A 21,382-nucleotide genomic window follows, 5' to 3' on the forward strand; every position below is an offset into this window, starting at 1 on the left:
GTGAGCAGCGCCCGCAACGGCCGTCCCCCGGGGGCGGCCGGCCCGAGCGGCCCCGATGGGACCCCCGACCCGGGCGGCACCTCCGCCGGGCTGTCGCGCGAGGTCCGCCTGGCGCTTGTCGCCGTCGTCATCGCACGGCTGGGCATCAACGGCGGCATCCGCGTGGTCTTCCCGTTCCTGCCTGCCATCGCGCGCGGCCTGGGCACGACGCTTGCCGTCATGGGCGTGCTCGTCGCCGCGCGCAGCCTGGTGGGCACGATGGCACCGCTGGCCGCCTCCCTCGGCGAACGGACCGGCCGGCGGGCGGTGATGCTCGGCGGGCTCGCCGCCACCGCGATCGGCAGCGCCGTCATCGGCCTGGCCCCGAGCGTGGTCGTGGCGGCGGTGGGCTTCGTCCTGGTCGGCCTCGGCAAGCCGCTGTTCGACGTGCCGATGCAGGGGTGGTTCGGCGCGCGAGTACCCTACGCGAAGCGTGGGCGGGTCCTCGGGATCACCGAGCTGACCTGGGCCGGTGGGTTGCTGGCCACCGTGCCCCTCTCCGGGTGGCTCATCTCACGCACGAGCTGGCGCATCCAGTTCCTGCCGGTGATCGTGCTGGTCGTGGCGGGCCTGCTGGCCGTGGCCGTGCTGATGCGCAACGACCGGCCACCGTCACGCGTGCGGACCACGCTGGCCCTGACACGTCCACGGGTGGCGATGCTGGCCGTGGTCGGCCTGTTCTCCTTCGCCGCCGAGAGCCTGTTCGTGGTCTACGGCGCCTGGCTGGAGGCGGACCTCGGGTTCGACGTCGGCGCCATCGGGGCGTTCACCGTGCTGGTCGTCGCCGCCGAGCTGACCGGCGAGGGCGGCGTGGCCGCGCTGGGCGACCGCATCGGCCTGCACCGCGCGGTCCGGGTGGCCCTCGTCGTGTCGACGGTGGCCTACCTGACCCTGCTGACGGTCGGCAACAGTGTGCCGCTGGCCATCCTCGCCGTCGTCATCTGGTTCGTCGGCTACGAGGTCTCGATCGTCGCATCGGTCCCGCTGGTCACCGAGCTCGGCGGCGAGGGGCGGGACCGGCTGCTCGGCCTGATGGTCGGGGTGCTCGCCGGCGGACGGGCCGTCGGGGCGTTGGTGGCCCCGCAGCTGTTCGCGCTGGGCGGCATCGGCGCCATGGCCGTCGTGTCAGCAGTCAGCGTGGCCATCGCTGCGGTGCTGATGGCCACGCTGGTTCCGGTCCCCCGCCGATGGGTCGGCTGACGGAGCCGGGGCGGTGTTGGCTGGCTAGGTGAGGTTCACCGCGCGGATGGCGGTGGCATCGATGGCCTGGGCGATGTCGCTGAGGACGTCGTCGGGGATGACGGAGTCGACCGCCATGGCCACCAGCGCCTCGCCACCGGAGTCGGTGCGCCCGACCTGCATGGAGGCGATGTTGACGCCGGCGTCGCCGAAGCGGCCACCGACGGTGCCGACGACCCCGGGACGGTCGGTGTAGCGGAAGAACGCCATGTGCTCGGCGGGCTCCATGTCCACGTCGAAGCCCCAGACCTTGATCAGCCGCGGCTTGTGGGCGTGGCCGACGAGGGTGCCGGCGACGACGTTGTCACCTGCCCGCAGCGTGACCGTCGAGACGTAGTCCTGGCTGTCGGTGCTGGTCAGCGTCGACAGCTGCATCTCGCGTTCCTTGGCGATCAGCGGCGCGTTGACGAAGGTGACGGGCTCGTGCACGACGTCGCCGAGCAGGCCACGCAGCGCCGACAGGTTGAGGGCGTCGACGGTCTCCTCGGCGATGCGGCCGTGGTACTCCACGCACACCTCGCCGGTCGTTTCCTTGCCCCCACCGAGGGCGGTGAACAGGCGACCGAGGGTCTCCGCCAGCGGCATGTACGGCTTGAGGGCCTCGGGGATGCCGCCGCCGATCTCGACGTTGACCGCCGACGGCACGAACTCGCCGTCCAGCGCCAGGGCGACGGCCTCGGCGACCTGCGTCCCGGCCTTGTCCTGCGCTTCGTCGGTCGACGCGCCCAGGTGCGGGGTGGCCACCAGGTTGGGCAGGCCGAGCAGCGGCGAGTCGCCGACGGGCTCGTCGTCGAACACGTCCAGCGCGGCGCCGCGGATCCAGCCCTCGGTCAGCGCGGTGTGCAGGGCGGCCTCGTCGACGAGGCCGCCACGGGCCGCGTTGACGAGCAGGCCGTTGGGGCCCAGCGCCAGCAGCTCGGACTTGGAGATGATCCCCGTGGTCTCGGGCGTCTTCGGCAGGTGGATGGTGATGATGTCGGCCTGCTCGCAGACTTCCAGCACCGTCGGGACCAGCTCGACACCCAGGCGTGCGGCGCGCTCGGCGGTCACGTAGGGGTCGTAGGCGATCAGGTGCACGCCGAAGGCCATCAGCCGCTGGGCGACCAGGGTGCCGATGCGGCCCAGGCCCAGGACCCCGACGGTCTTGCCGGCCACCTCGACGCCCTTCAGCTTCGACCGCAGCCACTGGCCCTCGCGGAGGCTGGCGTCGGCCTCGGGGATCCGGCGGGCCATCGACAGCAGCAGGGCAACGGCGTGCTCGGCAGCGGAGATGATGTTGGACTGGGGGGCGTTGCACACCAGCACACCACGGGCGGTGGCGGCGGGGATGTCGACGTTGTCCAGCCCGATGCCGGCGCGCGCGACGACCTTGAGGTTGTCGGCTGCCGCCAGGACGTCGGCGTCGATGAACGTGGCCGAGCGGATCACGACCGCGTCGTAGGGCGCGATCGCGGCGATCAGCTCGTCCTTGGACATACCGGTGCGCACGTCGACGTCGAAGCGCTGTGCCAGCACGTCGACTCCGGCTTCGCTGAGGGCGTCAGCGACGAGGACCTTCATCTGGGGATCACTTTCGACGAGTTCGGGGGGATGACCAACATAAGGGGGGTCGCCACGGACCTCCCATTCCCCAACGGTACGAACTCCCGGAATGTGGGACGGCCCACCGTGGAGCTCACTGGGGAAACGCCACGTCCAGGGGCGCCGGCGCGATCACGAACTGGTGGGTGGCAGCCAGCGCCAGCTCGATCGGGGTCGGCCACGGGTTGGCCCGGCAGCCCCGCAGCGTGCCGCTCTGCTGCTCCATGACCGGCGCGACCGCTCCCTCCTCGGTGCAGCGCAGGTGGTGCATGCCCAGCAGGTGGCCGACCTCGTGGTTGATCAGCATGGTCCGGTAGCTGGCCACGTCGCCCGGCCAGTGCGGCACGGCCTCGCGCCAGCGGATGGCGTTGAGCACGACGAGCGGGCCGTTCTGGCACGAGAACCGCCCGCCGACGTCGTAGGGCTGGCACAACGCCTGCGCTTCCTCCCCTTCCACGACCAGGATCGTGTACGGCGCGTCCGGGGACTGGCGGAAGTCGATGTTCGCCTGCTGCCAGCCCCGGGGGTCCTCCAGCACCGAGGTGATCGTGGTCGCGGCATCGGCGAGGTCCGGGTCGGGGCTGCGCACCTCGACCCGGTAGTCGATGGTCAGCACCGCATCTGCCGGGGTGTCGGTCGGGGGCGGCACCTCGGGGGGCTCGACCTCCCCGTCGGGTGCCTCGGCGGAGGCCTCGGCGCTCGGCGGTTGGCGCTCGAGCAGGACCGCTGGCTTCCCTCCCGTCGACGGGACACAGGCCGCGGCCGCGAGGGTCAGGAGCAGCACGAACCCTCCAACGAGGGAGGGGAAAGATGGGGTGGGCACTACGGTTGGCAGTCTCGCTGCCGAATGTGATTCATGCATGGACCAGACGGGCTCGTCACGGCGGAGCAGAAGGCGGGCTGCCTTCCGTGTCGTTGCGGCGCCCGTCCTGATGCTGCTGCTGGGAGTCCTCGCGAGCGTGGCCATCGCCGAACAGGTCGACACCACCCGACGGACGAGCCGCCTCGAGCGAACCCTGGCGGAATGGTCGGGCATCCTCCAGGCCAGGGTCGACACCACGGGCGGCCTGGTCGCCGGCGCCTCCGCCCACCACAGCCGCCTCCGCCACGACGCCGCCGGGGTCACCGACGAGGACCTCCAGCAGTTCCTCGCCACCTCGGGGGCACAGCAGCGGCATGGTGAGCTGACCCAGGGCCTGATGTACGTGGCGCGGGTCGACCGAGACCTCCTCTCGCAGTACGTCGCCCGTCGCCGCCTCAGCATGTCGACGTTCGAGGTGGCGGACGGTCCGTTCCGGGTCTACCCGGCCGTCCTGTGGGCGGCGTCCGGCGGCACCGAACGGCACGGCGAACGCCTCGACGCCGACCCCGAGCGGGCCACGATCCTGGCCGACGTCCGCAACCGCCAGGAGGTGCTGATGACCCCTCCCCTGCCCGGTGGCGACGGTCCGACCCTGGAGATCTTCGGCCCGGTTGTCTCCGCCCGCGACCGCCACATCGGCTGGGTCGGCACCAGCCTCTCCCTCGGGGACCTGATCGCCACGATCGGCGAACCGCCCCGCGGACTGGCCATCACCGACAACGGCGTCCCCGTGTTCGGCGAGCTCGTCGCCGAGGACGGGCAGGACGTCGTCCAGCGCTCCACGACGCTGGACCTGCTCGGCCGGCGGTGGCAGGTGAGCGTGACCGACGGAACCGTCGGGCTGGACATCCCGTCCCTGCTCGCGGGACTGTCCCTCACCGTCACGATGGCCCTCCTGGTGGCCATGGGGCAACGCACCCGGCGACGGCTTGCCTCCTCGGTGGTGACCGTGACGGAGTCGAGGGACCGCTACGCCTCCTACCTCGATGCCATCGTGCAGAACCTCGACGTCGGCATCATCGCCTGCGACGCCGACGGCACGATCGTGGTCAGCAACGACACGTCTGCCGACATGTTCGGGGCACCCAGCACACGGGACGCCATCACGCAGTGGAACGCCGAACGTGGCCCCGACGGGGTACCGATCGCGCTGGAGGACACCCCGCTGGCACGCGTCATGACCGGCGAGTTCGTCCACCGCGAGCAGCACACCCGTCCTGCGACGGACGGCCCCGAGCCGGTCTGGTCGTTCAGCGGCCAACCGATCAGCGTGCACGCCGACCGGGTCGGCGGTGTGGTCGCCATCCACGACGTGACCGAGCTGGTCGCCGCGGAGGCCCGCATGACCCGCTTGGCGATGCGCGACCACCTGACCGGCGTGGCCAACCGCCGGCGACTGGGAATCGAGCTCGACACCGCCCTGGACGACCAGCGGGCGGGAGGGGCCCCCGCAACCGTGCTCTTCATGGACCTCGACCGGTTCAAGGCCGTCAACGACACGGCCGGTCACCACCGTGGCGACCGGATGCTGGTCGATGTGGCCAGGGCCCTGACCAGGGCGTCCCACGACGGCGACCTGGTGGCACGGGTGGGCGGCGACGAGTTCGTGTTGTTGTGCCGCCACTGTCCCGACCGGCAGGCGGCCGATCAGCTCGCAACCGACGTCAGCGAGGCGGTGCGGCCGATCCTGTCCACCGAGGAGCTCGTCGTGGTTGGTGCGGGGATCAGCATCGGTGTCGTGATGCCGCAGGACGTCGACAGCGTCGACGACGTGCTGCGGTTCGCCGACCTCGCCATGTACGAGGCCAAGCGCACCGATGGCACCGCGGTGCGGATCTACGAGACGGGCCTCGGGACCCGTGCGGCCGAGCGGTACGACCTGGAACGACGGCTGCGCGAGGCGTTGCGCACCGGCGCGCTGACCGTGGCGTTCCAGCCGATCGTGGAGGCCGACGACCGTCGCATCACCGGCGCCGAGGCGCTGGTGCGCTGGAACGACGACGGCCGGGCAATCCCACCCGACGACTTCATCCCCCTCGCCGAGCAGACCGGCCTCGTGGTCGACATCGACCTGTTCGTGCTCGACCGCGCGTGTGCGGCGCTGGCCATGGCGGGATCGCCCAACCGGATCGGCGTCAACTTCAGCGCCGGCACGCTGGCCCTGCCCGACCTCGTCGACCGCATCGACGAGGTGCTGTCCCGTCACGGCGTCCCCGCCGACCGCCTCTGCATCGAGCTGACCGAGACCACGCTGATCGGTGTGTCACCGGTGACCGACGCGATGCTGCATGCCCTGTTCGACCGCGGTGTGCACCTCGCCCTGGACGACTTCGGGACGGGCTACGCCTCGCTGAACTACCTGCGACGGTTCCCGGTCACGCGGATCAAGATCGACCGCAGCTTCGTCGACGACCTGCTGTCCAGCCCCGAGGACTCCGCGATCGTCCAGGGCACGGTCCTCCTCGCCAAGCGGTTGTCGATCCAGACAGTCGCCGAGGGAGTGGAAACGGTCGCGCAGGCCGACGCACTCACCGCCCTCGGCTGCGATCACCTGCAGGGCTACCTGCTGGGCCGCCCCATGCCGCTGGAGGATCTGCTCGCGACGACCAGCGCATGCGTACGGACGTGACGTAGGTGGAAATGGCCACGCCGGGCCATGTTGCTGCACCGCTGGGACGGGCAGGTTGGAGGGTGTGACTTCGTTCGCCCTTCCGGCCCGTTGGCGTGTCGTGCTTCCTCCGCTTGCGGTCGTTGCGGCGATCGCCGCCGGATGGGCGCTGGTCGATCCGGGTGGCACGTCGCTGGCCGCAGCAGCCCTGCTCGCTGCAGCGGGCTCGGCGGGCCTCGCCGTCGTCGATCGACACCGGCTCGCCGCCGACGTCGCCGTCAGCACGCGCGAACGCGACGAGCTGGCCAGCGTGGTGGAGGCGGTCTTCGCCAACGGCCCGGTCGGCATGGCCGTCATCGACCTGTGCGAGGACCAACGCGGACGGTTCCTCGTCGTCAACCCACAGCTGGCGGACTTCCTCGGGCGCACAGTCGCCGAGTGCGAGACGCTGCGCTGCGTCGACGTCACCCCGTCGGAGGACGGCCTGGCCGACCTGGCCGAGGAGCTCCTCACCGTCGCCGAACGGTCCGGACGAACCAGGGTTGCGGTCGAGCGACCGCTGGTGCGGGCCGACGGCACGACCGTGTGGGGCCTGCTCAGCGGCATGGTCATGACCGACCGCCACGGGCGGCCCGACACCCTCGTCCTGCAGGTCCAGGACATCGACCGCCGGCGGCGCCTCCAGCGCGACCTGCATCGCCACACCGCCTTCATCGAAGCCGTCGTGACCGACGTCGAGGTCGGGCTGATCGCCTGCGACGCCAGCGGCGAGGTGACGTTGTTCAACCCGGCGGCGTACACCCAGTTCTCCGGCTGCACCGACACTCGGCAGATGCCCCAGACGTGGCCGCGCGAGCTGTGGCCACGCCACGCCGACGGCAGCCGGTTCCGGTTCGAGGAGCTGCCCCTCCAGCGCGCCCTCGCCGGCGAGGTCCTGGTCAACGAGGAGTTCGCGCTGGTCCGTGGTGACGGCGACCTGCGGACCCACCTCACCAGCGCCCGGCGGATGCTGGCCGAGGACGGCACCGTCATGGGCGCCGTGGTGACGGTCAACGACATCACCGAACGCAAGCGCAACGAGGAGGCGATGGCGCTGATGGCGAGGACCGATCACCTGACCGGCCTGCCGAACCGACGCCTGCTGAACGCCCGCCTCAGCGAGGCCCTGCGCCGCCCGAACCCCCAGGCATCACGCGTGGCGCTGCTGTTCCTCGACCTCGACCGGTTCAAGCTGATCAACGACAGCCGCGGGCACGAGGTCGGCGATCGGCTGCTGCAGCGGATCGCGGACCGCCTGCTGGATGGCCTGCGGCCCGGGGACACGGTCGCACGCATGGGCGGCGACGAGTTCGTCGTCCTCTGCGACGGGGTGCTGGGTGAGCTGGAGGCCCTCGCCATCGCCGACCGCATCCGCCACGACGTCAGCCAGCCGTTGCTGGTCGACGACGACGAGGTGGTCATCACCTGCTCGATCGGGGTCGTGGTCGCCGAGGACGGCGCCCACCCCGACGACCTCGTGCGCCGGGCCGACCTGGCCATGTACGCCGCCAAGGACGCCGGCCGCGCGGCGGTCAGCATGTACCGCGACGGCCTGTCCACCGCGGTGAGTCGCCGCTTCCACCTCGAACGGCGGCTGCGCACCGCGCTCCGCGACGACGAGCTGGTCGTGCAGTACCAGCCGATCGTCGATGCCGTCGCCGGGGACACCGTCGCCGTCGAGGCCCTCGTGCGCTGGCAGCGTGACCACCAGCTGCTCCTGCCGGCAGAGTTCATCGACGTGGCCGAGGACAGCGGCCTGATCGTCGACATCGACCGGCTGGTCCTCTCCACGGCCTGCCGGACCGCCGCGGGGATCGACGACCAGCTGACGGTGAACGTGAACCTGTCCTCGCGTCAGCTGGCCGACCGTGACCTCGTGTCGCTGGTCACCGGCATGCTGGACACCAGCGGCCTGGCCCCGGAACGGCTGTGCCTGGAGCTGACCGAGCGCGCGCTCATCAGCGCAGGCGCCGGGGTGGACGCGGCGCTGCAGGTGCTGCGGCAGCAGGGTGTCCGCGTCGCCCTGGACGACTTCGGTACCGGCTACGCCTCGTTGACCTACCTCCGCCGCTTCGCCGTCGACGTCGTCAAGATCGACCACTCGTTCGTTCGCGGGATGCTGAGCTCCCGCAACGACCACGCCATCGTCGCCGCGACCATCGACCTGGCGCACGAGCTCGGGCTGTCAACCGTCGCCGAGGGCGTCGAGACGCCGGAGCAGGAGCGGGTCCTGACCGACATGGGGTGTGACCGGCTGCAGGGCTTCTGGTACTCCCGGGCCGTGCACTCCGCGGACCTTCCCCGCCACCCCGTCGCCCGACCGGGCACATCGCCCGACCGGCACATCGCCTGACCGGCACACGACAACGGCGGCACCCCGAGGGACGCCGCCGTCGACTGACTCGTGGGGTCGGCTGGCCTAGCTCTCCAGCCAGCTCATCATGCCGCGGAGCTCCTGACCGACCTTCTCGATCTGGTGCTCGGCGTTGCGGCGACGCATCGCCTTGAACGAGGCCTGGTTGGCCTGGTTCTCCAGGATGAAGTCACGGGCGAACTCGCCGGACTGGATGCGGCCGAGGATGCCGCGCATCCGCTCCTTGGTGTCGGCGTCGATGACGACCGGGCCGGAGACGTAGTCGCCGTACTCGGCGGTCTCGGAGACGGAGTAGCGCATGCCGGCCAGGCCACCCTCGTACATGAGGTCGACGATGAGCTTCAGCTCGTGGAGGCACTCGAAGTAGGCGATCTCGGGCTGGTAGCCGGCCTCGACGAGCACCTCGAACCCGGTCTGGACGAGCGCGGAGGCGCCACCGCAGAGGACGGCCTGCTCACCGAACAGGTCGGTCTCGGTCTCCTCCTCGAAGGTGGTCTCGATCACGCCGGCGCGGGTGCCGCCGACGCCCTTGGCGTAGGCCAGCGCCAGGTCCTTGGCCTTGCCGGTGGCGTCCTGGTGCACCGCGAAGATGCAGGGCACGCCGGCACCCTCGGTGTAGACGCGGCGGACCATGTGGCCCGGGCCCTTGGGGGCGACCATGCAGACGTCGACGTCGGCCGGCGGCTCGATCTGGGCGAAGTGGATGTTGAAGCCGTGCGCGAAGAACAGCGCGTTGCCGGCCTCGAGGCCCGGGGCGATCTCCTCGGAGTAGAGCTTGGCCTGGGTCTGGTCCGGCACGAGGATCATGATGATGTCGGCCTGCTTGGCGGCGTCGGCCACGCTCGCGACCTCCAGGCCCGCCTCGCTGGCGGCCTGACGGCTGGAGGATCCCTCGTAGAGGCCGACGACGACCTGCACACCGCTGTCGGCGAGGTTGCGGGCGTGGGCGTGGCCCTGGGAGCCGTAGCCGATGATGGCCACGGTCTTGCCCTGGAGCAGGCCGAGGTCGGCGGCGTCGTCGTAGTACATCGTTGCGGGCATTGCGCTGTTCCTTCGGGTCGTGCGGGAGTGGTGAGAACGGGATCGGGGTGGTCTGGCCGGTGTGGTCTGGCCGGTGTGGCTCGGCCAGAACCGGCGGGCTAACCGGCGCGCTCGAGGCGGAGCGCCCGACCCTCGGTGATGGACTTGGCGCCACGGCCGACGGCGATCGTGCCGGACCGGACGAGCTCGCGGATGCCGTAGGGCGACAGCAGCCGCACCATGGCCTCCAGCTTCTCGGTGGAACCGGTCGCCTCGACCACGACGGCGTCGTGGTCGACGTCGACGACGCTGGCGCGGAAGACGCTGGCGATCTCGATGACCTGGGCCCGGACGTCGGGGCTGGCGCCGACCTTGACCAGCCACAGCTCACGGCTGACCGTGGCCGTGTCGTCGAGCTCGACGATCTTGAGGACGTTGACCAGCTTGTTGAGCTGCTTGGTGACCTGCTCCAGCGGCTGGGCTGCGGCGTCGACGACGATCGTCATGCGCGAGACGTTGTCGACCTCGGTCTCGCCGACGGCGAGTGAGTCGATGTTGAAGCCGCGCCGCGAGAACAGCCCGGCTACTCGGGCGAGGACGCCCGGACGGTTCTCGACGAGGACGCTGAGGGTGTGCTTGGCCATGTGTGCTGTGCTCCTGCGTGGTGCTGCCGTGCTGCCGCGAGTCGGCTAGCTGGGCGGGCCGGCGGAGGTGAGGTCCTCGCCCTCGCCGCGTTCGGCGGCCGCCTTGCGCGCCCACCACTCGTCCATGTTCTCGATGATGGTGTCGTTGGACTGGCCGGCCGGGACCATCGGGAAGACCTTCTCCTCCGGGTCGACCCGGAAGTCGATCAGAACGGGCGTGTCCTTGACCGCGAACGCCTTCTCCAGCGTCGCGTCGACGTCCTCGGCCTTCACGCAGCGGAAGCCGACCGCACCCATCGCGTCAGCCAGCTTGACCAGGTCGGGCACGTCCTGGCCCAGCTCGATCTGGCTGAAGCGCCGGTCGTAGAACAGCTCCTGCCACTGCCGGACCATGCCGAGCACGCCGTTGTTGAGGACGGCGAAGATCACGGGGATCCGCTCGGTGCTGGCGGTGGCGAGCTCCTGGAGGGTCATCTGGAACGACCCGTCACCATCGACGGCGATCACCTGGGCCTCGGGCCGGCCGACCTTGGCGCCGATCGAGGCGGGGACGCAGAAGCCCATCGTGCCGAGGCCACCGGAGTTGATCCAGTTGCGCGGCGTCTCGTAGTGGATCAGCTGGGAGGCCCACATCTGGTGCTGGCCGACCCCGGTGACGATGATGGAGTCCTCGGCCCGGCGGGCATCGATGGCCCGCACGACCGTCTGCGGCTTCAGCGGACCGTCGGGCTCCTGCTCGTGGCGCAGCGGGTGGTCGGCCAGCCACGTGCGCAGCTGGTCCCACCAGGCAGAGGTGTCGGCCTGCTCGACCCCGTCGTCCAGGCGGGACTGCAGGACCTCCAGCATCTGCCCCATGACCGTGCCGACGTCGCCGACGATCGGGACGTCGACGGCCTTGTTCTTGCCGATCTCGGCCGGGTCGACATCGACGTGCACGACCTTGGCGTTGGGCGCGAACGCGTCGAGCTTGCCGGTCACCCGGTCGTCGAAGCGCGTGCCGAGGCCGATCAGCAAGTCGGCCCGCTGCAGGGCGGTGACCGCCGTCCAGTGGCCGTGCATGCCGGGCATGCCGAGGTGCTGCGGGTGGCTGTCGGGGAACGCGCCGCGGGCCATCAGCGTGGTGACGACGGGCAGCTCGAGGGTCTCCGCGAGGGTCTTGAGCACCTCGTGGGCGCCCGAGGCAACGATGCCACCGCCGGCGTAGATGACCGGGCGCTGGGCGGCCAGGATCACGTCGACGGCCTCGCGGACCATCTTGGAGTGGCCACGCACCGTCGGCTTGTAGCCGGGCAGGGTCACCCGCTCGGGGTAGTCGAAGGAGGTCAGCTTCTGGGCCAGGACGTCCTTGGGGATGTCGATCAGGACGGGGCCCTTGCGGCCGGTGGAGGCGATGTGGAACGCCTCGGCGATCGCACCGGGGATGCGGTCGGCGGTGGCGACCATCTCGTTGTGCTTGGTCACCGGCATGGTGATGCCGGTGATGTCGGCCTCCTGGAACGCGTCACCACCCACGGCGCTGGTCGCGACCTGACCGGTGATGGCCACGATCGGGATGGAGTCCATCATCGCGTCGGCCAGCGGGGTGACGAGGTTGGTGCCACCGGGGCCGGACGTGGCGATGCACACGCCTACCCGCCCGGTCGCATGGGCGTAGCCCTCGGCCATGTGCCCTGCACCCTGCTCGTGACGAGCGAGCACGTGGCGAATGGACGATTCGAGCATCGGGTCGTAGGCAGGCAGGATCGCGCCGCCCGGGTGGCCGAAGACCACCTCCACGCCGGCCAGCTCCAACGAACGGATGACTGCCTGTGCGCCGGTCATCTCCATGTGGCTGCTGTCCCTTCCTCGTTCTCGTGTTCCGCCGAAACGACTACGACCTCCCAGCAGGGAGGTCGCGTCCGGTTCCGTGTGTGGTTACTGCAGTTCGCTCACGCGACCGCGCACGGGTCAGACGCCCGGAACGGTACGAGGTACCGGCCGAGGGCATACCCAACCATGCAACGCTGCATGGGGACAGTCTGTCGTGTTCGCGGGCGCGGGGCAACCCGGACGGTGGGCTGTGAAGGACGACTGCCCCCGTCGGATTGGCTGACTGGTCCTTGTGGGCTACCCCGAGGTTGCTGCTAACGTAGTCACCGTTTCCGGGGACAGGCCGTGATTCCGCGCGTGCCGTCCCGGGATCCGGTACGCAGACCTACCTCGACACACCATGCGTAGGGCGGGTTCCCGCCCCCTCCCTACGCAGCCGGTGTGTCCGGTCTGTGTTTGTTGGTCCTCGCTCCGCTCGTTGTTGATTGGTCCTCGCTTCGCTCGTCGGGTCCTCGGGCTCTGACCCGACGAATCGCTCCCTCGATTCTCGGCCCTCGCTCCGCATCGGGCACTGCGAGCCTCGCTCGCGTTTCGCCGGCGCCCTGCGGCGGTGCAGCTCTGCCAACCGCGGTTTGCAGCACACCGGGGCTGGCGGTGCGTTGGCACCTCTGCGGGTCCCGTACATGACCGGCGTGTGCGTTGAGCCGCTCTGAGAGTGGTCGACCGCACCCGGGGTGAGGGCTCGTGCGCCATGCCCACCTCCTGGCGGCTTGTATGCGACACACCCGCCGAGGGTGGGCGAGGTGGGCGCCCCCTGACGTCGCCCAACGCACACGCAGGTGGAGGGGCGGGCGGCGTCGACGCGTGGCGATCCACTCCGTCTGCGCTGACTGGACCGCCGGGGTCGGGGTGGCGTGTGACATGGACGCCTCTGAGGGTGGTCCAACGCACCCGGGGTGCAGGGTCGTGCGCCATGCCCACCTTTTGACGGCTTGGATGCCCCACACCGGCCGAGGGTGGGTGACATGGGCACCTCCTGACGGCTTGGATGTCACACGACGGCTGAGGGTGTGCGACATGGGCACCCCCTGACGTCGCCGAACGCACACGCGAGCCGAGGGGGCGGGGCGCTGGGTGTGGGTCGGCTCGCCGTGCCAACGCAATACCGGCCGAGGGTGGGTGAGGTGCCCACCCCGTGGCGAGGCCGAACGCACACGCCGGCGCCGGGACCGTGTGCGTTGGGAAACGCTCTCCGACGTGGAACGCACCCGGGGTGAGGGCACGTGTGCGATGCACGCCCTCAGGCGGTGTGGGTCGCACCCGCCGGCCGACGGTGGGTGCGATCAACAGCAGCCGAAGCAGGGGAACGCACACACCGTTCGTGTGCGCAACGCACTGGGCTGCCAACGCACCGCCGCAGGGCGCCGACGCCTCCGTGGTGGCTCCCGCAGTGCCCCGATGCGCAGCGAGGGGTCGAGGAAGCCGCCGCGGATCGTCGGTTACGAGCCCGAGGACCAGACGAGCGAAGCGAGGACAAACCAACAACGAGCGAAGCGAGGACCAACCAACAACCCGAGGACCAACAAACAACGACCTACCGGCGGGACCAGTACGTCGGGATGGCGAGGTCGGCGACTGGGGTGGGGTCGACGCCGGCGGTCCAGCCGGCGATGGTGGCGCCGCCGGGGAGGCGCCAGCCGCCGACCACGCCCTCGGCCCAGCCCGGCAGCGCACCGTCGATGGTGGGCAGGGGCAGGGCACGACCATCCCGGGCGAGGGGGAGGGCGGCCATCAGGTGGGCGAGGCCGTCGTGGGCGAGGACGGCGGGACCGGCGGCGCCGACCTCGAACAGCCAGGTCGCCTGCGCTCGGGGGTCGGTCGGGATGCGCTCGCCGTCAGCCCCCTCCCGGCCGCCTCGGATGGCCGCGTCGACGGCGTCACCGAGCCCGAGGGTGTGGACGGTCCCGTCGTGGCTTGCCAGGCGGTCGGCCACTCCGGCATCCAGCCGGTCGGCCGGGGTCAGCAGCAGCGCAACGTCCCGGCGGGCCAGCCACGGCAGCAGCAGCGTCGGGTCGACCCCCGGGTCGGCCACCACGACCGTCCCGACCGGCGCACCTCGACGGTCCCAGACCTGCTGGGCCCCGACGACCGGGGCGTCGACCGCGATCGCCTCCACCGCGCCCTCGACACCCTCGGGGACAGGCCCGACGACCGTCAGCACGCCGTCCTCCGCCAGTACGCGGTCGGCCGCCGCAGCCAGCCGCGCGGAGTCGGCCACCGGCAGGACCGGGACACCGTCGGACAGGTCAGCGGCCAACGCCGCCGCGATCGGCGCCGGGGTGGTCACCGCAACGGCACGCCCATGCCCCTCCCCTGCTGACTGCTCGGCCCGTTGCACCGCGACGTCCAGCGGGTCGGCGCCCACACCGGCGACCACTCCGACCGCGAAGCGACGCGCGGAGACCAGCGGATCGCCGAGCGGCAACGACGCCAGCTCGACGTCGCTGTAGCGGACCGGCGTCGCTCCCCGGCGGGCCAGCGTCTGCGCATCCGGCACCGGCCGACGAACCCCGTCGATCACGGCCACGACGCCGCCGTCCCCGTCGAGGGCTGCACGGGCCTCGGCCACCGGGGGCAGGCCGAGCAGGCACGACGCCGCCGCACCCTCGATCCCCTTCAGCGCCAGCGCCCGCCGCACGGCCTGGCGCAACCGCTCCACCGGCAGGCTGCCGTCGTCCAGCGCGGAGAGGATCCGGGCGTGCGCAGCCGCGGCCCCGTCGGGGGTTCCGACCAGGAGCACGTCGACGCCGGCCTGCAGCGCCATCAGCGCCGCGGTCGGCTGGTCGGCCACGCTCGCCACGGCCTGCATCGACAGGTCGTCGGTGACCAGGGCCCGGTCCCACCCCAGCTCGTCCCGGAGGAAGTCCACGGCCACGGCCGACAGGCTGGCGGGCAACGACGGGTCCAGCGACGACACCCGCAGGTGGGACAGCATGATCGAGTCGAGCTGGTCGGCGGCCACGCGGTAGGGGGCGAGGTGGTGCTGCTGGATGGCCTCGCGGGACACCTCGACGGAGGCCACGTCGCGGTGGGTGTCGACGGTCGTCAGCCCGTGGTCGGGGAAGTGCTTGCCGTTGGTCACGAGGCCCGCATCACGGAGGCCTGCGGCGAACGCCGTCCCGTAGGCCCCCACAACGGACGGGTCGGTCCCGTAGGACCGGTCACCGATCACGGTGTCGGCGGGCGCGTCGGTCAGGTCCAGCACGGGGGCAAGGTCCCAGTCGACGCCGAGGTCGGCCATCTGCCCGCCGAGCGCAGCCGCCTGGCCACGAAGCTCCTCGGGGGTCCACATCGCCGCCTGCTGTCGGGCTGACGGAAGGCGCACGGTCACCCCGGCCCGACCGAAGCGCGCGACGCGGCCTCCCTCCTCGTCCACGGCGATCAAGGGTGGCAACCCGGCTGGGGCGCTGGCATCGAGGGTGTCGATGAGCCCGCGGACCTGCTCGGCGGAGGTGATCGCGTCGCCCAGCAGCACGACCGTCCCGGCGTGCTCGGCGGCAAGGGTCGTTGCGGCCGCGGTGGCCACCGGGGTGCGCAACGGCGCGCCGATGACCTGGGCGACCAGCTGCGCGTCCGTCAACGGCTGACAGGTCTGGGCACCAGCCGGCGCGGGAGGGCTCGCCACACCGGGCAGCAACGCCAGCACCGCGAGCACGGCCACGACCACCGGGAGTCGACGTCGCCAGACGACGGCCCCGGCCGACACTCCCCCGATGCGGCTCATGCCAGGTGGGCGGTGCCCAGGTCGCTCGGGCGGGTCGCGCCGATGCCCCACACGGCGATGCGCATCTGCTGCACCAGCGTTCCCAGCGCCGAGGTCGCCCGTTCGGGGCCCTCGGCTCCGGCGGCGATCAGCCGGCGACCGAAGCCGACGAGGTCGGCACCGAGACACAGGCACTTGACGGCGTCCACCCCGTGGGCCAGCCCGCCCGAGGCGATGAGGAGGGGGCGTCGATCGGCCGGTGCGTCCCCCAGGACCCCCATGGCGGCCACCAAGCTGTCGTGCGTGGACCAGCCCCAGTCCACGAACGCGGCGGCGATCGCCCCGGCGTCGGTGTCGCGGTGGCCCTCGACCCGCGCCCAGTTCGTCCCGCCTGCGCCGGCGACGTCGATGGCGGCGACCCCGGTGTCGACCAGCGCTCGGACGTCGTCGGCGGCCATGCCGAACCCGACCTCCTTGGCCACGACGGGAACCCCGAGGCCCGCGACCACGTCGGCGATGCGGCCCAGCACGTCCCCGAAACCGGTGTCGCCCTCGGGCTGCACGGCCTCCTGCACGGCGTTGAGGTGCAGCACCAGCGCGTCGGCCCGGGTCCGCTCCACCAGCTCGTGACAGCCGTCGAGGCCGACCTCGGCCAGCTGGACCGCACCGAGGTTGGCCAGCAGGGGCACGTCCGGTGCGATGTCGCGGACCTCGAAGGACGCGGGGTCGCCGCCCTGCAGCAGCACCCGCCCCGACCCGAGGCCGAGGGCCACCCGGTGATGCTGTGCGGCAGCCGCCAGCGCGGCGTTGACGGGGCCGGCATCACCGGTCCCACCGGTCATGCAGCTGATCAGGACCGGAGCCCCCAGCGTCGTGCCGAACGCCCGGACCGACAGGTCGACGGTGTCGAGGTCGTGGCCGGGAAGTGCCCTGGCCGCCAGCCGGACCCCTTCGAGCCCGGTGGTCAGGCCGACGTGTGCGACGTCACCGTCGAGGACCACCCGCAGGTGGTCGGCCTTGCGACGGGCGGACGCGTCCGCCTGTTCGCTCAGCGCCAGCCCTGGACCTGCAGCTGGACCTTGCGGTTGCGGGCCTGGTCCAGCTCGATGAACATGATCCGCTGCCACGTGCCCAGGCGCAGCGTCCCGTCGGCGACCGGCACCGACTCCGACGCGCTGCCCAGCAGCATCTGCTTGATGTGGGCGTGGCCGTTGATCGGCTCCTCCTCCACGGTGCCCGCCAGTGTCGCGTGGTCGCGGATCTCGAAGTCGTCGTGGCGGTAGTAGGCCTCCTGCGGCACCAGCGCCTCCATGAACAGCCGCAGGTCCTCCAGGAAACACGTCTCGCGCTCGTTGATCTTGATCGCGCACGTCGTGTGCTGGGAGAAGACCGACAGCATGCCCTCCTTCACCCCGCTCTCGGCGACGAGCTCCTGGCAGTCCTCCGTCACGTCGGTGACGTGGAACAGCCGCTCGGTGGCGATGTGGATCGCACGCCGGGCCACGACCGGCTGCAGGCCGGACAGCTCGGTGATGCTCGCTTCACGACGGGCAGCGCGGGGCGCCTCGACCAGCACCTGCGGGGGAAGCCCGTTGAGCTTCTCCTTGGGGCGGCCGTTGCCGTTCAGCTCGGCAACACCGTTCAGCGTCTCCATTGACTCTGGGCTTGAGGGGGTCACGGACAGATCCTTTGTGTTCACTTGGGCTCCGGCCGCGGTCGCACGTCCGATGATCGCACGCCCGCCGTGGTTTGACCACGTGGCCGGTCAGCGATGACCGGAACCCGGCCATCAAGAGTAGAGGTCGTCGGCAGCGCCGGGGGCGGCGCTGGTACAGGTGTGGCCATCTGGCGCACCGCCACCCCGAGTTTCTGCCAGGCAGGGACGACGGCACGAACGTCGAACACCTGATGATCCGCAGCTTCGATCCGATCGAGGATTCGCTCGTACAGCGTGTGTGCGGTCCGCACACAACGGGCGCTTGCTGACGGCAGCATGCCCCATCCGGCCCGAGCCGATTCGTACAGGCGCCGAGTTCGTGCGATCTCGAAGGTCAGCAGATGGCGGATCTCCGGCGTCACACGGCGCGCCTGCATCATCTCCTCGGTCACGCCGAAGCGGTCGAGGTCCTCCATGGGCAGGTAGATCCGGCCACGCTGGAGGTCCTCGGCGACGTCTCGGAGGAAGTTGGTCAGCTGGAACGCCACGCCGAGCGTCATGGCCGGCTCCCGCGCGGCGGGGGTCAGCGGTTGCAGCACCGGCAGCATCATCGACCCGATGACCGCGGCCGAGCCGTGCATGTAGGCGAGCAGGTCCTCGTAGGTCTCGTACCTGGTCACCGTCAGGTCCATGGCCATGGACCGGAGGAACGCGTCGAGGTCCCCGTGGTCGATGCCGAGGGTTCGCACCGTGTGGATGGTCGCCTTGCAGACGGGGTCCTCGGAGTCACCCCGTTCCAGGTCGGCGAGGAACTCCGCGGCCCAGCCCTCCAGGGCCGCTCGCCGCTGCTCGGCGTCCCAGTCCAGGGCGAGGTGGTCGACCAGGTCGTCGGCGTACCGCGCGAAGGCGTAGATGGCGTGGACGTGCGGGCGGCTGGCCGCGGGCAGCAGCCGGGTGGCGGTGTAGTAGGTCCGGCCGTGGGCGGCGTTGATGCGCCGGCACACCTCGTAGGAGGCGGTGAGGTCGATCCGTCCGCCGGTGTGCCCACGAGCAGCGAGGGTCTCCTCCACGATCAGGGTGGAGGGGGTCGGATGCTCGTAGCCACCGGCGACAGCGGCGGTCGGGACGGCACCAGCCGGGGCCACGCTCACGGTTGCCGCTCCAGCTGCTGGGCGACGCGTTCGGCGGCCAACCGGCCGCTGACCAGGACCATCGGCACCCCGACGCCGGGCGTGGTGGAGGACCCGACGAAGACGACGCTCTCGACCTTGGGGGCGACGTTGGCAGGCCGGAAGGGACCGGTCTGGCGGAAGTGGTGGCTGGCGGCGAACGGGGTACCGGCCGCCATGCCCATGTCGGCCCAGTCCTGCGGGGTGACGACGTGGCTGGTCACGACGCTGTCACCGACGGGGCCGTACTTGGCCTGCTCGAGCCGTTCGATCGTGGCCGCGACCTCGCGTTGCCCCTGGTGGGTCCAGTTGATCGGGTCACCGTTGAGGTTGGGGCTGGGCACGAGCACGAAGGCGACCTCGCCGCCGTCGGGGGCCATGTCGGGGTCGGCGTGGGTCGGAACCGACAGGAACCACGAGGGGTCTCGCTGGAGTCGCCCGGCGAGGATGTCGTCGAAGGACGCCTGGTAGTCCTCGGCGAAGTGGATGTTGTGATGTGCGGCGTCCAGGAGCTTGCGGTCCAGGCCCAGGTGCACGACGGTGCAGGACGGTGAGAACGTCAGCCGCTTCACGCGTGCGGGAGTGGCCCGGGGTGGCAGCAGGTCGCGATAGGCGATCGGCAGGTCGGGGTTGAGGACGACGACGTCGGCGTGGTGGACGGTGCCGTCGACCAGCCGCACCCCGTTGGCGCGCTTGCCCGCCCCGGTGACCTCGGCCACCTCCGCGCCGTAGCGGATGTCCACCCCGTGGCGCGATGCAAGGTCGGCCAGGCCCTCGGCGATCGCGTGGATGCCGCCCTTGACGCCGTACACGCCAGCGATGGCGTCCATGTAGGCGATCACGGCGTAGATGCCGAGCGCCTCGTACGGGCTCATCCCGGCGTACATCGACTGGAAGGTGAACAGCCGCTGGAGCCGCCAGTCGGTCAGGAACGACCCGACGAGGTTGGCGACCTTGCGGAAGCCCCCGAGCCGGATGAGGTTGACCATCTTGTCGGGCCGTGCCAGATCCAGCGGGCTGTCGAAGTTGGCGTCGATGAAGGTCTCGTACTCCGCCTCGTACAGCTTCTTGAGGTGGCCGGCGAAGCGAACGAAGTTGTCGGCCTCCGCGGGACCGGCGAGCTGGCGGACCTCCTCGGTCATCGCGGCCACCGAGCCACGGATGCGCACGACCGAGCCGTCGTGGAACGTGGCCCGATACGCCGGGTCCAGCCGTTCCATGGTCAGGTGGTCCTGCATGCGTTCCCCGTGGAGCGCGTACAGGTCGGCGACCAGCGCCGGCATCGTCATGACCGACGGACCCGTGTCGAACGTGAATCCCCGGTCCAGGATCTGGCCGGCGCGGCCGCCCGGGATCGGGTCGCGTTCCAGCAGGGTGACGTGGTGTCCGTCTGCGGCAACGCGGATGGCGGTGGCCAGGCCCCCGAGTCCAGCGCCGACGACCACGACGTCGGCGGGGTGCGTCCGCAGCATGGTCAGGCGCTCCGGTCGACGGCCACGGATGCGAGCTCGAGCAGGGCGGATCTGGAGGGGTCGGAAAGGTGCTCCACCGCGCGGTCGGCGTCGGCCCGGAGACCGGTCAGGTGGGCCTCGACGTGATCGGCGGCACCGGTGTCCACGACGATCTGGCGGACGGCATCGGCATCGTCCCGCGTGGCGTCGGGGTTGCCGACGACCCGATCGAGGACCTCGCGCTGGGCAGGGGTGGCCTGGTCACGGGCGTGGAGGATCAGCATGGTGCGCTTGCCCTCGCGGATGTCCTCCAGCGATCCCTTGCCGGTGGTGTCGGGATCGCCGAGCAGCCCGAGGACGTCGTCACGCAGCTGGAAGGCCACCCCGACGGCGTCACCGAACGTCGACAGCGTGCGGTCGAGGTCCGGATCGGTTCCGCCGAGCGCCGCCCCCATCTGCAGCGGGCGGGTGACCGTGTACCGGCCGGACTTCAGCAGGGACACGCGCAGCGAGTCGGCCTCTGATGCCGCGGGAAGGCCGGAGAGCCGCAGGTCCAGGTACTGGCCGGCCATCACCTCCGCGCGGAGCTGCCCGAACACGCGTCGAGCCCTGGCCATCGCACGGTGCTCCAGACGAGCCGCCTCGAACAGCATGTCGGCCCAGACGAAGACCATGTCACCGGCGAGGATCCCGCCGCCGACGCCGAACCACTCGGGGTCGCCGGAGAGGCCGGCCTCGATGTGGTGGTCGCGCAGGGCGGTGTGGACTGCCGGCAACCCGCGACGCGTGGCCGAGCGATCCATGATGTCGTCGTGGATGAGCGCGAAGGTGTGCAGCAGCTCGACGGCACCGGCGGGCTTCAGCACCTCGGGGTCGGTGTGTCCCGTCGCGGCCCGGTAGCCCCACCACACGAAGGCAGGACGCAGCCGCTTGCCACCAGCCGACACCAGCGCGGTGACCGCATCCGCGACGGGTTCGAGGGCGGGGTCGAGATCAGCCAGTTCGTCCGCGCGAGCGCGCAGGAACCGTTCGAGGACCGCGTCGACCCGGCCGGCAACACCGCCGAGCACACCTCCCGGAGGAGGGTCGAGCAGATCGGTGGTGTCGGAAGAGGTCATGGTGTGCAT

General features: G+C 71.2%; 14 protein-coding genes. 3 read left to right on the forward strand and 11 right to left on the reverse strand.

Annotated elements, in window-relative coordinates; genetic code table 11:
* Complete coding sequence (locus DVS28_RS17845) at nucleotides 1-1,239, forward strand: MFS transporter (RefSeq protein ID WP_164710706.1); 1,239 nt, start codon at nucleotides 1-3, stop codon at nucleotides 1,237-1,239.
* Nucleotides 1,240-1,263: 24 nt separating this feature from the next.
* Here the strand turns inward: DVS28_RS17845 and serA are convergent, their stop codons facing one another.
* Both serA and DVS28_RS17855 read right to left on the reverse strand, forming a co-directional pair.
* A complete protein-coding gene (serA, locus tag DVS28_RS17850; protein ID WP_114592671.1) occupies nucleotides 1,264-2,838 on the reverse strand; it encodes a phosphoglycerate dehydrogenase in 1,575 nt (524 codons plus the stop codon).
* Between the two features lie 115 nt (nucleotides 2,839-2,953).
* Nucleotides 2,954-3,682 carry a DUF3152 domain-containing protein gene (locus tag DVS28_RS17855; RefSeq protein ID WP_216826125.1) on the reverse strand — a complete coding sequence of 243 codons (729 nt, stop codon included), beginning with the start codon at nucleotides 3,680-3,682 and terminating at the stop codon, nucleotides 2,954-2,956.
* A 109-nt stretch (nucleotides 3,683-3,791) separates the two neighbouring features.
* On the opposite strand from DVS28_RS17855, the gene DVS28_RS17860 reads away from it, so the two are divergent.
* On the forward strand, nucleotides 3,792-6,350 hold the full coding sequence (locus DVS28_RS17860) for a bifunctional diguanylate cyclase/phosphodiesterase (RefSeq protein ID WP_164710707.1): 2,559 nt from the start codon (nucleotides 3,792-3,794) through the stop codon (nucleotides 6,348-6,350).
* A 64-nt stretch (nucleotides 6,351-6,414) separates the two neighbouring features.
* Nucleotides 6,415-8,721, forward strand: a complete 2,307-nt coding sequence (locus DVS28_RS17865) for a putative bifunctional diguanylate cyclase/phosphodiesterase (protein WP_164710708.1) — start codon at nucleotides 6,415-6,417, stop codon at nucleotides 8,719-8,721.
* Between the two features lie 66 nt (nucleotides 8,722-8,787).
* Here the strand turns inward: DVS28_RS17865 and ilvC are convergent, their stop codons facing one another.
* From ilvC to DVS28_RS17910, 9 genes are all read right to left on the reverse strand, one after another.
* A complete protein-coding gene (ilvC, locus tag DVS28_RS17870) occupies nucleotides 8,788-9,783 on the reverse strand; it encodes a ketol-acid reductoisomerase (RefSeq protein WP_114592675.1) in 996 nt (331 codons plus the stop codon).
* Between the two features lie 98 nt (nucleotides 9,784-9,881).
* A complete protein-coding gene (gene ilvN, locus DVS28_RS17875) occupies nucleotides 9,882-10,406 on the reverse strand; it encodes an acetolactate synthase small subunit (RefSeq protein WP_114592676.1) in 525 nt (174 codons plus the stop codon).
* A gap of 45 nt (nucleotides 10,407-10,451) precedes the next feature.
* The gene (locus DVS28_RS17880; protein ID WP_281273553.1) at nucleotides 10,452-12,290 is read right to left on the reverse strand and encodes an acetolactate synthase large subunit; all 1,839 of its coding nucleotides are present in this window, start codon (nucleotides 12,288-12,290) and stop codon (nucleotides 10,452-10,454) included.
* Between the two features lie 1,519 nt (nucleotides 12,291-13,809).
* Nucleotides 13,810-15,999, reverse strand: a complete 2,190-nt coding sequence (locus DVS28_RS17885; protein WP_114592678.1) for a glycoside hydrolase family 3 N-terminal domain-containing protein — start codon at nucleotides 15,997-15,999, stop codon at nucleotides 13,810-13,812.
* Nucleotides 15,996-17,105 carry a type 2 isopentenyl-diphosphate Delta-isomerase gene (fni, locus tag DVS28_RS17890; protein ID WP_114592679.1) on the reverse strand — a complete coding sequence of 370 codons (1,110 nt, stop codon included), beginning with the start codon at nucleotides 17,103-17,105 and terminating at the stop codon, nucleotides 15,996-15,998. Before fni ends, DVS28_RS17885 begins: the two co-directional genes overlap by 4 nt.
* A complete protein-coding gene (locus DVS28_RS17895; protein WP_164710710.1) occupies nucleotides 17,027-17,656 on the reverse strand; it encodes a secondary thiamine-phosphate synthase enzyme YjbQ in 630 nt (209 codons plus the stop codon). The genes fni and DVS28_RS17895 overlap by 79 nt, the downstream gene beginning before the upstream one ends.
* Before the next feature lie 17 nt (nucleotides 17,657-17,673).
* Entirely contained in the window at nucleotides 17,674-18,663 is a 990-nt protein-coding gene (locus DVS28_RS17900; protein ID WP_114594251.1) for a phytoene/squalene synthase family protein, read from the reverse strand.
* Nucleotides 18,664-18,782: 119 nt separating this feature from the next.
* Nucleotides 18,783-20,276, reverse strand: a complete 1,494-nt coding sequence (locus tag DVS28_RS17905; RefSeq protein WP_216826127.1) for a phytoene desaturase family protein — start codon at nucleotides 20,274-20,276, stop codon at nucleotides 18,783-18,785.
* A 2-nt stretch (nucleotides 20,277-20,278) separates the two neighbouring features.
* Nucleotides 20,279-21,373 carry a polyprenyl synthetase family protein gene (locus tag DVS28_RS17910; RefSeq protein ID WP_164710711.1) on the reverse strand — a complete coding sequence of 365 codons (1,095 nt, stop codon included), beginning with the start codon at nucleotides 21,371-21,373 and terminating at the stop codon, nucleotides 20,279-20,281.
* Nucleotides 21,374-21,382: the final 9 nt, after the last annotated feature.

This window comes from Euzebya pacifica (genome assembly GCF_003344865.1).
Taxonomy (GTDB): Bacteria; Actinomycetota; Nitriliruptoria; order Euzebyales; family Euzebyaceae; genus Euzebya; species Euzebya pacifica.

Excerpts from the sequence above, each read along its gene's own strand:
- serA (WP_114592671.1), bottom strand. The coding sequence starts at position 2,838 with ATGAAGGTCCTCGTCGCTGACGCCCTCAGCGAAGCCGGAGTCGACGTG.
- DVS28_RS17860 (WP_164710707.1), top strand. The coding sequence starts at position 3,792 with ATGCTGCTGCTGGGAGTCCTCGCGAGCGTGGCCATCGCCGAACAGGTC.
- ilvC (WP_114592675.1), bottom strand. The coding sequence starts at position 9,783 with ATGCCCGCAACGATGTACTACGACGACGCCGCCGACCTCGGCCTGCTC.
- ilvN (WP_114592676.1), bottom strand. The coding sequence starts at position 10,406 with ATGGCCAAGCACACCCTCAGCGTCCTCGTCGAGAACCGTCCGGGCGTC.
- DVS28_RS17885 (WP_114592678.1), bottom strand. The coding sequence starts at position 15,999 with ATGAGCCGCATCGGGGGAGTGTCGGCCGGGGCCGTCGTCTGGCGACGT.
- DVS28_RS17905 (WP_216826127.1), bottom strand. The coding sequence starts at position 20,276 with ATGCTGCGGACGCACCCCGCCGACGTCGTGGTCGTCGGCGCTGGACTC.
- DVS28_RS17910 (WP_164710711.1), bottom strand. The coding sequence starts at position 21,373 with ATGACCTCTTCCGACACCACCGATCTGCTCGACCCTCCTCCGGGAGGT.